This window comes from Mucilaginibacter terrae (assembly GCF_031951985.1).
In the GTDB taxonomy this organism is placed as follows: domain Bacteria; phylum Bacteroidota; class Bacteroidia; order Sphingobacteriales; family Sphingobacteriaceae; genus Mucilaginibacter; species Mucilaginibacter terrae_A.
Map to the genome: position 1 here is coordinate 2,816,364 of NZ_JAVLVU010000001.1, position 11,467 is coordinate 2,827,830.

Consider the following 11,467-nt stretch of genomic DNA (forward strand, 5'->3'; position numbering starts at 1 on the left):
CAAAGGTACAAAAGCCAAATAACCTAATTTATATAGTTATAGTATTATTAAAACAGTTGTTCGATGATCTGGTCGGTTGATAAACCTTCGGCCTCGGCATGGTAGCTGCGCACTATGCGGTGCCTTAAAATAGGTTTGGCTACTGCTTGCACGTCTTCAATATCGGGCGAGTACTTGCCGCTGATAACCGCATGGCATTTGGCACCCAAAACCAGGTACTGCGAAGCCCTTGGACCAGCACCCCAGTTTAAAAAACGTTTTACATTGGCTGTAGCTAACTCTCCTTGCGGGCGGGTTTTGCCTACCATTTTTACGGCATACTCCAGCACATTATCGCTCACGGGTATATTGCGTACCAATTGCTGAAATTCTACAATTTCGGCAGCGCCAATAATTTTGTTTAACTGAACCTTGTTGGTGCTCGTAGTATTTTTAACCACCTGCAATTCCTCGGCAAATGATGGATAGCCAAGCGTTACATTAAACATAAAGCGATCCAACTGCGCCTCAGGTAGCGGATAAGTACCTTCCTGCTCAATGGGGTTTTGGGTAGCCAGCACAAAAAACGGCTGCTCCAATTTATGCGTTACACCGGCTGCGGTAACTGCCTTTTCCTGCATAGCCTCTAACAATGCGGCCTGCGTTTTAGGCGGTGTACGGTTTATCTCATCGGCTAAAATAATGTTCGAAAAAATTGGCCCTTTAATGAATTTAAAATGGCGGTCTTCACCCAAAATTTCAGAACCAATAATATCTGAGGGCATCAAATCGGGCGTAAACTGTACCCGGTTAAAATTAAGATCGAGCACCTGTGCTATGGTTTGCACCAACAAAGTTTTAGCCAAACCAGGTACACCTACCAGCAAACAGTGACCATTACTGAAGATAGAAATAAGGACAGATTTAACTACCTCATCCTGCCCAACTATAACTTTGCCAATTTCGGCCCTTATATTCTGGTACGCCTGTTTAAGGGCGTCGGCTGCTTCTACTTCGGTACGGTATGATGACATGCTATATTATTATTCCTTAATTTGAGCGGTTGCCGGAGGGGTTATCCAATCTTTAAGCTGTTTGCATGATTGATATTCTGTGTCAATACGGCTAAAGGTACTTTTTCTTTTCTTTTCAAACCACTCGCTAACGGTACGGTTTGTTTTATCATTTTGAGCAAGCTCTTTAATTTTAGGCAAATCCTGGGCCAGGTTAGCCTTGTGCGCATCAGTTACCGAACGCAGGTATAAAATTTTGTAGGTAGATTTACCATCCTGAGCAGTTATCAACTGCGGTTTTGATATGCTGTTCACCTTCATGGTATCAACAACAAGCGCTACGGCAGGGTCTAATTTATCGGTTGGTATAAGCGTTGAACGAGCCTGTACGTTCTCGGCATTCATTAGCATACCACCATTGTATTTAGTCTCCTTATCATCCGAATATATAGATGCTGCTGTAGAAAAATCAAACTGTTTGTTTTTGCTGAGCTGGTTGTAAACACTATCGGCTTTAGCTTTGGCGCGATCTAAACTGGCCGGGGTTGTAACTGGTGCAATCAGAATATGGCGGGCATGTACCTGCTCGCCCCTGCGCTCAAGCACCTGTAAAAAGTGGAAACCATAGTCGGACTCGAACACCTGCGAGATTTCGCCGGCTTTTAACTTAAAGGCGGTGGCCGAAAACTCTTTCACCATGCCCTGACGGTCGAAAAATCCTAAATCGCCACCCTCTGGTGCCGAACCCGGATCTTGCGAGTATAAACGGGCTATGTTGCCAAAGTCTTCACCGTTTTTAACACGAGTACGTAAGCCCTCGGCTTTATCTTTATAAAACTGCTTTTCCTCTTTATTTAACTTAGGCTGAAACACGATCTCGCCAACTTCAACCTCTTTGTTGTACGATGGCAGGCTATCTTTGGGTATACGTTCAAAAAATCGGGTAACCTCTTGCGGAGTAACGCTTACCTTTTCGGTAATCTTTCCCTGCATTTTTTCGGCGATCATTTGCTCCTTAATATCGGGGCGAATTTCATCCTTATATTGAATTGTTGAACGACCCAAAAATTGCTCCAAACGGTCTTGCCCGCCGGCACGCTGGATCATGCCACGCATACGGCGATCAATTTGTCCGTCAACATCGTCTTCGGTTACGCTAACGCTATCAATTACGGCCTGTTGCGCCAATAACTTTTGAGTAAGCAAGCGACCTAAGATGGTACACTTAATATCATCATTTGGCTGCCCGCCCGATACGAGGTACTGCGCGTACTGCAACTCAATATCCGATTTTAAAATAACGCTGTTGCCTACTACACCGGCTACTTTATCAAGTGTTACTCTTTGTGCAAACGACACCGTAGCAGTTAATAAACAACTGAAAAATATAAATACAAACTTTCTCATTTACTAATTAATTGAACCTGCGCAGGGTTAACCCAAACTCAGGCATAAAATAAACCTCCGAATTTCGCAAAATTTCTGCACATCGGCGACATAAAAATAGCATTATATACCTGTGGTATAATATTATGCGAATATGCCGATAAAGCTTCGCTTGCTTTAGCTATTTTTGTTAAAATTTGTTAAAGTAAAAACGGATATGCAGGCAACCCAACTCAGTTATTTTTTGCAGGAAGAAATTTTTCTGCTCAAAGCCGATAAACCGCTTTATCAAAACGCGCAGCAGCACGCTGAAATTACCGAACAGATTCAAGAAACGCCTACTGATCAACCTGTACCGGTATCAACAGCTCCTTTAGCAACGATACCAGCTCCTGCAACTGCTACAATTTCTATTGCCCCTGCTACTCCTGCAATTTCTACTACACCAACGCCGGCAATTACGTTTAATTACTCAGGCGGCTATCAAAAGAAGTTTTTGGTATTGGTGCATTACCCCGCTGCCGATTTTATGGCTGCCGACCACTTAGCTGCCCTGAACGGCACCCTTACACGTATTAATTATACGCCCGATGACATAGCCATTGTAAACATGGCCAAAGCAGAGATTAAAGAATGGGCAGCCATAAGCAAGTTCTTCGTTCCTCAAAAAGTACTTTTATTAGGCACTAAAGCCATGCCTGCTGCTATACCAGCTTTAAATATAAATACTATTCAAAATGTGGGTACTACCGCAGCACTATATACCTTTGGGTTTGATGAAATGATGGGTAATAAAGATAATACCCGCATATTCTGGAACCTTATTAAAACTTTCTAAAAAGAAAACCATGCCTACCTTAGTTTTTGCCACCCACAATCAGCATAAACTGGAAGAAGTTGCCGCCAAAACCGGCGACCGCCTGCTGCTGCAAAGCCTAACCGATATTGGCTGCCACGATGAGATAGAAGAAAACGGCACTACTTTCAGGGCCAATGCATCCATTAAAAGCCATTATATTTTTAACAAATACAAGCTCAATTGCTTTGGCGATGACAGCGGACTGGAAATCGAAGCCTTAAATAACGAACCGGGCGTATACTCGGCCCGTTATGCCGGCGAACATGGCAACCACGAGGCCAACATAACCAAGGTATTGCAAAACCTCGATGGCGTTGAAAACCGCAAAGCCCGCTTTGTTACCGTAATATCATTGCTATGGAACGGTGAAGAGCATTTCTTTGAAGGGACAGTGAACGGCACCATCCGCACCGAAAAAGTGGGTGCCAAGGGTTTTGGTTATGATCCTATTTTTGAGCCCGAAGGTTACAGTATTACTTTTGCCGAAATGAGCATGGAAGAGAAAAACAGCATCAGCCATAGAGCTATTGCGATGGAAAAGCTGATTGGCTTTTTGAAGGAGCAAACGCAAAAATAATCCCCCTCATGTCATTGCGAGCGGTTGCGTGGCAATCTCCGCATGCTATGTTGTAAATGTGATTACAATTTGCCTAACCCGTTCAAACACTCGAGGAGATTGCCACGTCGCCCCGGTACACATACGCCAACGGCTCCTCGCAATGAACACACTTTTAGAACATCTTACATAAAACAAAACAGGCCGTTTCTTTCGAAACGACCTGTCTATTTATTGCTAAAAGAAGAAAATAAAACCTTATTTATCTGATTTTATTGCAGCCGAGGTATTGCTGTTGCTACCGCGACGTAACGATTGCACTTCGGCTTTCAGAGCATCAATTTGTTGTTGCTGCTCTTTAATAGCGCCTAACAATACAGGCACCATACTTTGCAAATCAACCGTTTTTACATCGGCCGATTGCATAGACCCTTTACCGGCGGGGTATAATTTGCTTTCGGTACGCACTACGCCGGGTAAAACCGATTGTACATTATCGGTATTGAAACCGTATTGAGTGCCCGAAGGAAACTTTACACCTTTTAACAATTGGGTATTATAATTATATGTTACCGGCTCTAAGCTATTAACTACCGTTAATGCGCCCGAAATTGGGGTAACATTCTTTTTTAATTCGCTTTCAGAAACTTTGGTTTGGGCAAAAGCCACAGAGGTAAATGAAGATAATGCAAATAGCATCATCATGAAATTTGAAGTTTTCATAATATGATTATTGTAAATTGAGGTGAACAAAAAATTAAACGCTACAAAACAAGGCAGGCTTCGCACATCCGCTTTGCAGATAAATTCTAATTGAGTGCTTAACAGTTAGGAGGCGGCGTAAGTACGTCGGGATAAAAATGATAGGGGAAATCTTCGCGGTGAATAATTGGGTGTTTAACCGCAATTACAAACACCGGCTGGGAGAAACGAAAAGTGTTAATCTCGTGTAAATAATCTTTAGCCGACTCGGCACGGATGTTTTCAGATTCCTTAACCGGATCTTCGGCGCTACCTTTATCAGTTTGTTCGGTATTTTTGGCGTGGTTACCCCATACCGATATAACCGGCACCTGGCTGTATTCAAGAATACCTGCCAGTAAGCAAACAATGGTTATATATTTTAGTAATGGGGTCAGCATTTCTGTTCGTTAGTTATTGAAAGTTATGCACTTCAAAAATACAACTTATATAATATAACAACTATACATTTATGTATTTGTTTAGTCAAATTATATTATTTAAAATATATTAAGTTTATTAACATCGGCTTTAAATAATTAACAAAACCATCTTTGGTTAATTCCAAAAATCACAATGTATGAGCCAATCAACCAGCTATTATAGTATTCCCTCATCAGAATTTTTGAGGTTGAAAGATGCGGAAAATGTATCTCAACCGGAATATACTGATGTGGCAACATTACATCAATCACATGAAGGGTTAAGATACATTCTTGTTAAAACTGTCCCTTCAAAAATAAATAGCATAACCGAATTATTTAACCCGGAATCATATATAGATAGTTTACCGGATTTTGAAAATGAAAATGCAGATATTGATGCCTTGCTTAACAATATTCCCTTGTATTACTTAACGCCTGAAAAAGTTAACATAATACATTCAGTACTTACAACCGTAACAAACGCAGATATATGTAAAAATTTCTCCTCTAACGAGTTTAACAAAAATGGTATTTATCCTGAAGTATGGAATGATTCATTAGATCCTGATAGTACTTTCAATTTAAATCACTTAACCAAAGATTTTAAAGATTTAAATGAGCTGTTTTCAAAAGCATCTCTGCAAAACAATTATGTAATAGTTTGCATAGGTTAAATCAGGTATTCAGGTTCCATATTTTCTCTGCCCTGCGGCCGATAAACCAAAACGAAGCCGCCAGCACAGCAAAAAATATGGTACCCGGAATATGGTTCCACAGGTACTCGAAGTATTTGGTGTAGATAAAAATAAGCACGAAAGTGATGCCAAATTCGCGGGCAATGGCATCCTTATTTTTGAGCCCATAAAGTGTAAACCCGCCAGCAATAGCTAACGAAATAATACCCCAGTAATACAGGCTGATCTGCTTAACCTGCAGCCACTCATCTAAATGCCCAAAGTTGCCAAAAATACTAAGCAGCCACAATGATATAAACAGGTACAACAGGGCTACTACGTAGGTTAAATCCCAAAAGTATTGTATAAACGGTTTGTTTTTGAGCAGGTAACAGGCAGCCAATAACACCGCTGCAAAAAGCACAAAACGCAACGGATAGTTCATGCCTAAAAAGTAATAAGCCCAACGGGTTTGATAACCGGTTTCGGTACCAAACCAACTGCCCAATGAAACAAGCGCAAACAGCCATATCATGCGTGACTTAAGCCTCCAGGCCAAAAAGCCGTATACAAATACCGATATAAGGAATAGCAACGAGTAATGCCCAGAGCCATCATCAAATGTTTTACCTAAATAGGCAATACAGCAAGCGGTGAAAAGCACTCCTATAAAAATTGTAGCCTCATTACTAAACACACGTTCGGGCGTGAGCCTTTCGCGCCGGGTGCCCAGGTAAAAAGCGGCTACTGCCAACAGTGCCGAACCCATGGCAATTACTATATCAGGCGTGTAATACAAGCCTTTAATCCAATCAATTACCTGCTGACTGATAATGAGCGACCCAATAGCAATTGCACCGCAAACCAAGGCTACCCAAAAGGAATATTGAGCAAGTCGCATCCAATCAAACCCCTTAACCTCGGTTGAAGCGCGAAGCTTTTCGGCCTGTTCGGCCGAAAGCAGTTCTTCTTTCTCCCAATGCGCAATGGCCTTGTTCAAAAATTCGCTTTCCTGTTTATCGAGATTGAGTTTCATTGGTGTGGCTTAGAGTTAGTTCATAGATGATTTCTTATGAGCCGATAGACAATGGTCCATAGTCCATGGCAAAGCATCACTTAAACGCAATATATGAAGATTAGTTAAAATTTTGCTACTGATAAGAAATTGTTAAAGATCCTTCAGTATAGCCATTACATCCACCTTATCCTGCGCCAATTGTTCTTTTAAGCCTTCGAGCGACGAGAATTTAACGTCATGCCTGATAAAGTGGTGAAAGTTCATTTGCACGGTTTGGTTATAAATATCGCGATCGAAATCAAACAGATTGACCTCGATATTACGCGTCATGCCGTTAATAGTAGGGCGGTGACCAATATAGGCCATGCCTTTAAATGTTTCCTCGCCAATTTGCACTGTGGCCGAAAATATGCCATCGGCCGGAATGAGCTTATAACCTTCCTCTACCAGTAAATTAGCCGTTGGATAACCCAATTGCCGGCCTATCTGGTTGCCCCGTATCACTTTGCCGGTAATAAAAAACGGATAGCCTAAAAAGGTATTCGCCTGCTCAATATCGCTTTTTAACAACGCTTCGCGTATGCGGGTTGAACTTACCGCCACGTGGTTAATGTCCTGCTCGGGTATTTCAATTACTTCGAAGCCATAGAGCGGCCCGGCGGTTTGCAGGTCTTTTAGCTCGCCCTGGCGGTCTTTACCAAAACGATGATCGTAGCCAATAATGATGGTACGGGTGCCTATTCGTTTCACCAATACATCGCGTATATAAGCTTCAGCCGTTTGGTTCGAAAAATCTCGTGAGAAAGGGGTAATGATCAAATGATCGATGCCCAATTCTTCCAGCAACGCCGCACGCTCATCAATCGTACTGATCAGCTTCAGGCTCTGATCCTCGGGATGAATGATCATCCGCGGATGCGGAAAAAAGGTTAAAATAACCGTTTCACCTCCAGTTTGGCGAGCTAACTCTTTTATTCGGGCAATAATTTGCCTGTGCCCCTGGTGTACCCCATCAAACGTACCAATAGTTACTACGGCATTGGGCAGCGGGGTAAAATCATCTATGTGGTGGTAGATTTTCATATGGTGGCCTCCCCTTCTGCGTTTTCAGTGGGCAACTCGCTTATTGCCCCACCCAAACCCTCCCCTGGAGGGAGGGCTTCTTTTCTGTCGGGAAGGCTATCGATTGTTTCCTTTATCTTATCAAAAACCTTTTGCGGTTCTTTGAGAACTTCATCATTATCAAACCTGATTACCTCAAAACCCCAATGATTGAGTGCCTGGGTTCTTATATCATCTGCTTCTTGGGTAAGTTGATGGTAGCCACCGTCAACTTCAATTATAAGGCCTTTTTGTAGGCATATGAAATCGGCTATGTAGTTATCGATAGCATGTTGCCGTCTTATCTTGTAGCCTGTACTGTTGTTTCTTAACAATTGCCATAAGACGTCCTCCGCCTCTGTAGGTAGGTGTCGATTCGAACGGCTATTAGCTTTTAATTGCTCGTAATTTTTCAGGTCGGCTGTTTGCCTATACTCGCGAATATCACTAAGTTCTGCTTTCTCCTGAAGCCCTCCCTCCCGGGGAGGGTTTGGGTGGGGCGAATTATGCGCTTTTATAACATTCACTAACTCCATTACCTCCCACGCATCCTCTATCCTAAAGTTACCGCTGCGGGTACGGCGTAATCTTGATAAATAGGCTCCGCTATTCACCGCTTTTCCAAAATCATTAGCTAATGAGCGTATATATGTCCCCTTGCTGCATACTACCCTGAAATCAACTTCAGGCAGTTCAATGCGGGTGAGTTCAAATTCGGTAATGGTAAGCGTACGGGCTTTCAATTCTACCTCTTCTCCGCGACGAGCTTTTTGGTAAAGGCGCTCGCCGTTTACTTTAATGGCCGAATGTGCGGGTGGAAACTGCTGGATTTCGCCAATGAATTGTGCGCAGGCATTCCTTAAAATTTGCTCGTTCAGGTGAGCAATATCAAAGGTTTGATCAACCTCGGTTTCCAAATCATATGACGGGGTAGTACCGCCAAGGGTAAACGTACCGGTGTATTCCTTTTCTTCGGCCTGAAAGGTGTCAATCTGCTTGGTCATTTTGCCGGTGCAAACAATGAGCAGCCCCGTAGCTAACGGATCGAGCGTGCCGGCGTGGCCAACCTTTAGCTTGAGGGGTTTAAAGGCATTGCGCACCTTGCCCACAATATCAAAGCTGGTCCAGCGGTAGGGCTTATTAATGAGTAATAGTTCGCCTTCAACAAAATTGAAGTCTTTATATTTTGGATGTACTTCGTTCAAAACAGTATGTAAAGTGCAAAGGTAGTTAATAAGAATCAAGAGCCAAGAGTCAAGAATAAAGACTTGAAGTTCTTTAAAAAAAATGGCCTATCAGTGCTGATAGGCCGCTTTAATATCTTGACTCTTGATTCTGTACTCTTGAATCCTTTTATATTATCTCCAAATTGTGCCCGGTAGCGTAGAGGCCAATAATAACAGCACCTACTAAAATGCGATACCAGCCAAATAGTACAAAGCCTTTCTTCTCTAAAAAAGTAATAAAGGTACGAATGGCTAACAGGGCAACTATAAATGCTACCACGTTACCTATTACCAGCAGCTTAACTTCTTCGCCGCTAAAGGTATGGCCATCTTTAAAAAAGTCGAGCAGTTTTTTGGCAGTTGCGGCAAACATGGTGGGTACAGCCAGGAAGAACGAAAACTCAGCAGCTGCCTTGCGGCTAAGTTTTTGAGACATGCCACCTACAATGGTTGCAGCAGAACGCGAGGTTCCTGGAATCATGGCGATACACTGGAACAAGCCTATTTTTAGCGCTGTTGCATAACTTACATCGCCATCTTCTTTCAAGTCAGGATTATTAAACCACTTGTCCACAAATAGCAGGATAATACCTCCTACAAAAAGCGTTATACCTACGGTGAGGGCGCTTTCAAGAAGTTTGTCAATTCTATCGCTGAATAGAACGCCGAATATAGCGGGCCGGGATAAAAGCAACTACCAGCTTGTAATAAAAATCGAGCGATTTAAAAAAGCGTTTAAAATAAAGTATTACAACCGAAAGTATCGCTCCAAGTTGAATAGCGACAATAAAGAACTTTAGAAATTCTTGACTTTCTTTATCCTTTTTTATATCCATCATTGCTGACGCAATGACCATGTGACCAGTTGATGATATTGGTAAAAATTCTGTTAATCCCTCAATAATGGCCAGAATAATAGCATGTACTAAGTTCATGCGTTAGGCGGCAGGCTTTTTCATGATGGCATAAAACCCTACACCAAAACCGGCTAACACCACCAAAGGTGCTATAACAATTTTGGTAGTGCTATAAATATCGGTAGTGCCCGACATCAGTACAAAACCTAACGCTACAATAAGCACACTAATAGCCAACCATTGGTAGTTAGCTTTGCCGAATACAAACTGCACAGGTGCAGTTGCTGGTTTTGTGTTACCTAAGATAGACGGCCTTGGAGTTGCGCCTACAGGCTTTTCATATTTTTGAGCCATGATAATTATCTGTATAGTTGATAAATTTTTAATCGTAAGAAACGGTTAACCGCCAGGAATGTACTAAAGCCTGATATGAATATACCCAATAATGCCATGCCGGCAAATATGACACCAAACTCGTAGTAGTTTTGCAGCACCACCAAATCGGGTATTTGACGGTAGGCCAGGTAAAGCGTACCCACCAATATAATTGCTGCAATTAAAGCACCTAATAACCCATGCCATATACCATACAGCAAAAACGGTTTACGGATAAATGCCTTGGTAGCACCTACTAACTGCATTGATTTAATTAAAAACCTTTGCGAGTAAATAGCCAAACGGATAGTGTTATTAATTAACGCCACCGATAGCAGCACAAATATGCCCGTGAAGGCAAGTATTACTAAACTGATATTAGTGAGGTTTTTATTCATTTGCTCTACCAACGATTGCTGGTATTTAACCTCTTTTACCAACGGATTTTTACGTAGCTCATTGGCAAAACGTGTCAAGTCGGCATTATTGGCAAAATCGGCTTTCATGTACACGTCGATTGATTGCGAGAGCGGGTTAACACCCAAAAACTTCACAAAATCTTCGCCCAGATCTTTTTGCAGGTTACGGGCGGCAAGCTCTTTACTTACGTACTGCGTACGTTTAACGTAACGGTTGCCATCCAACTGACGCTTAAATTGCAGCACGTCGGTTTCGCGGGCACCTTCGTCAACAAACACGTTCACCACCATATTTTCTTTAATATAGCGCGAAAGGTTGTTGGCATGCACCAGTATCAATCCCAGCATACCTACCATAAGCAGCACCATAGCAATACCAAAAACCGTTGAAATGTAAATGGTTTTGGTTTTTTTGGCGGCCGTACTTGCTTCAAATTCTTCCATATCGTACCTGTTGGGTTGCGAAATTAAAAAATCCGCTTGGTTAAAGGTAAAACTTTATTCATTATTAATGCCATAGGCATTGTATCAGGCATGGGCTTTTAACAAAATTTAACGTTAACGTTTGCCTGCAACCCTCCTCATAAACAAACACCACAACCTGCTGTTACTATAATTACATAAACCAATAACTACCATGATGACCGAGCCAGCCAACGAACACGATAAACCATCACCATCTGACACCCCAACCGACCGCCCTAACGACAACGGCGGCAAAGCCGTAAAAAAGCCAGAAGACGAGGATTATGATGGCAAAGACGCAAATTTAGGCAACGTAGCCCAACAACGCGAAAACAGCGAAGCTCCGGTAAACCCGGTGAAGGAATAGAATCAA

The 11,467-nt window shown here is 42.3% G+C and carries 13 protein-coding genes and 2 pseudogenes; 4 read left to right on the forward strand and 11 right to left on the reverse strand.

Annotation, left to right across the window (positions count from 1 at the left end):
* Positions 1-47: 47 nt before the first annotated feature.
* Positions 48-1,013, reverse strand: a complete 966-nt coding sequence (locus QE417_RS11885) for an AAA family ATPase (protein WP_311950186.1) — start codon at positions 1,011-1,013, stop codon at positions 48-50.
* A 9-nt stretch (positions 1,014-1,022) separates the two neighbouring features.
* Positions 1,023-2,399 carry a peptidylprolyl isomerase gene (locus QE417_RS11890; RefSeq protein WP_311950189.1) on the reverse strand — a complete coding sequence of 459 codons (1,377 nt, stop codon included), beginning with the start codon at positions 2,397-2,399 and terminating at the stop codon, positions 1,023-1,025.
* A gap of 196 nt (positions 2,400-2,595) precedes the next feature.
* Between QE417_RS11890 and QE417_RS11895 the strand changes: the two genes are divergently transcribed.
* The gene (locus QE417_RS11895) at positions 2,596-3,216 is read left to right on the forward strand and encodes a hypothetical protein (RefSeq protein WP_311950191.1); all 621 of its coding nucleotides are present in this window, start codon (positions 2,596-2,598) and stop codon (positions 3,214-3,216) included.
* A 10-nt stretch (positions 3,217-3,226) separates the two neighbouring features.
* Positions 3,227-3,814, forward strand: coding sequence for an RdgB/HAM1 family non-canonical purine NTP pyrophosphatase (gene rdgB, locus QE417_RS11900; RefSeq protein WP_311950193.1), 588 nt, complete (start codon positions 3,227-3,229; stop codon positions 3,812-3,814).
* A gap of 237 nt (positions 3,815-4,051) precedes the next feature.
* Here rdgB and QE417_RS11905 read toward each other — a convergent pair whose 3' ends face one another.
* Positions 4,052-4,516 carry a tail fiber domain-containing protein gene (locus QE417_RS11905; RefSeq protein WP_311950195.1) on the reverse strand — a complete coding sequence of 155 codons (465 nt, stop codon included), beginning with the start codon at positions 4,514-4,516 and terminating at the stop codon, positions 4,052-4,054.
* Between the two features lie 98 nt (positions 4,517-4,614).
* The gene (locus QE417_RS11910; protein WP_311950198.1) at positions 4,615-4,935 is read right to left on the reverse strand and encodes a hypothetical protein; all 321 of its coding nucleotides are present in this window, start codon (positions 4,933-4,935) and stop codon (positions 4,615-4,617) included.
* 179 nt (positions 4,936-5,114) lie between these two features.
* On the opposite strand from QE417_RS11910, the gene QE417_RS11915 reads away from it, so the two are divergent.
* Positions 5,115-5,633: a DUF1877 family protein gene (locus QE417_RS11915; RefSeq protein WP_311950199.1), complete on the forward strand. Its 519-nt coding sequence runs from the start codon at positions 5,115-5,117 to the stop codon at positions 5,631-5,633.
* A gap of 1 nt (position 5,634) precedes the next feature.
* On the opposite strand, the gene QE417_RS11920 is transcribed toward QE417_RS11915, so the two are convergent.
* From QE417_RS11920 to QE417_RS11950, 7 genes and pseudogenes are all read right to left on the reverse strand, one after another.
* Entirely contained in the window at positions 5,635-6,669 is a 1,035-nt protein-coding gene (locus QE417_RS11920) for a DUF2157 domain-containing protein (RefSeq protein ID WP_311950201.1), read from the reverse strand.
* Positions 6,670-6,801: 132 nt separating this feature from the next.
* Complete coding sequence (locus QE417_RS11925) at positions 6,802-7,734, reverse strand: bifunctional riboflavin kinase/FAD synthetase (RefSeq protein WP_311950203.1); 933 nt, start codon at positions 7,732-7,734, stop codon at positions 6,802-6,804.
* Positions 7,731-8,288, reverse strand: a complete 558-nt coding sequence (locus QE417_RS11930) for an endonuclease domain-containing protein (protein WP_311954651.1) — start codon at positions 8,286-8,288, stop codon at positions 7,731-7,733. Before QE417_RS11930 ends, QE417_RS11925 begins: the two co-directional genes overlap by 4 nt.
* Positions 8,262-8,957 (reverse strand): annotated as a pseudogene (truB, locus tag QE417_RS11935) (tRNA pseudouridine(55) synthase TruB); the annotation flags it as partial. The gene QE417_RS11930 and the pseudogene truB, both read right to left, overlap by 27 nt.
* 148 nt (positions 8,958-9,105) lie before the next feature.
* A pseudogene (locus QE417_RS11940) lies at positions 9,106-9,913 on the reverse strand (undecaprenyl-diphosphate phosphatase).
* Between the two features lie 3 nt (positions 9,914-9,916).
* Positions 9,917-10,189: a DUF3098 domain-containing protein gene (locus QE417_RS11945; protein ID WP_311950204.1), complete on the reverse strand. Its 273-nt coding sequence runs from the start codon at positions 10,187-10,189 to the stop codon at positions 9,917-9,919.
* A gap of 5 nt (positions 10,190-10,194) precedes the next feature.
* The gene (locus QE417_RS11950; RefSeq protein ID WP_311950206.1) at positions 10,195-11,073 is read right to left on the reverse strand and encodes a cell division protein FtsX; all 879 of its coding nucleotides are present in this window, start codon (positions 11,071-11,073) and stop codon (positions 10,195-10,197) included.
* A 193-nt stretch (positions 11,074-11,266) separates the two neighbouring features.
* Here QE417_RS11950 and QE417_RS11955 point away from each other — a divergent pair, with 193 nt between their 5' ends.
* Complete coding sequence (locus tag QE417_RS11955; RefSeq protein WP_311950208.1) at positions 11,267-11,461, forward strand: hypothetical protein; 195 nt, start codon at positions 11,267-11,269, stop codon at positions 11,459-11,461.
* Positions 11,462-11,467: the final 6 nt, after the last annotated feature.

Excerpts from the sequence above, each read along its gene's own strand:
- QE417_RS11885 (WP_311950186.1), bottom strand. The coding sequence starts at position 1,013 with ATGTCATCATACCGTACCGAAGTAGAAGCAGCCGACGCCCTTAAACAG.
- QE417_RS11890 (WP_311950189.1), bottom strand. The coding sequence starts at position 2,399 with ATGAGAAAGTTTGTATTTATATTTTTCAGTTGTTTATTAACTGCTACG.
- QE417_RS11895 (WP_311950191.1), top strand. The coding sequence starts at position 2,596 with ATGCAGGCAACCCAACTCAGTTATTTTTTGCAGGAAGAAATTTTTCTG.
- rdgB (WP_311950193.1), top strand. The coding sequence starts at position 3,227 with ATGCCTACCTTAGTTTTTGCCACCCACAATCAGCATAAACTGGAAGAA.
- QE417_RS11905 (WP_311950195.1), bottom strand. The coding sequence starts at position 4,516 with ATGAAAACTTCAAATTTCATGATGATGCTATTTGCATTATCTTCATTT.
- QE417_RS11910 (WP_311950198.1), bottom strand. The coding sequence starts at position 4,935 with ATGCTGACCCCATTACTAAAATATATAACCATTGTTTGCTTACTGGCA.
- QE417_RS11915 (WP_311950199.1), top strand. The coding sequence starts at position 5,115 with ATGAGCCAATCAACCAGCTATTATAGTATTCCCTCATCAGAATTTTTG.
- QE417_RS11920 (WP_311950201.1), bottom strand. The coding sequence starts at position 6,669 with ATGAAACTCAATCTCGATAAACAGGAAAGCGAATTTTTGAACAAGGCC.
- QE417_RS11925 (WP_311950203.1), bottom strand. The coding sequence starts at position 7,734 with ATGAAAATCTACCACCACATAGATGATTTTACCCCGCTGCCCAATGCC.
- QE417_RS11930 (WP_311954651.1), bottom strand. The coding sequence starts at position 8,288 with ATGGAGTTAGTGAATGTTATAAAAGCGCATAATTCGCCCCACCCAAAC.
- QE417_RS11945 (WP_311950204.1), bottom strand. The coding sequence starts at position 10,189 with ATGGCTCAAAAATATGAAAAGCCTGTAGGCGCAACTCCAAGGCCGTCT.
- QE417_RS11950 (WP_311950206.1), bottom strand. The coding sequence starts at position 11,073 with ATGGAAGAATTTGAAGCAAGTACGGCCGCCAAAAAAACCAAAACCATT.
- QE417_RS11955 (WP_311950208.1), top strand. The coding sequence starts at position 11,267 with ATGATGACCGAGCCAGCCAACGAACACGATAAACCATCACCATCTGAC.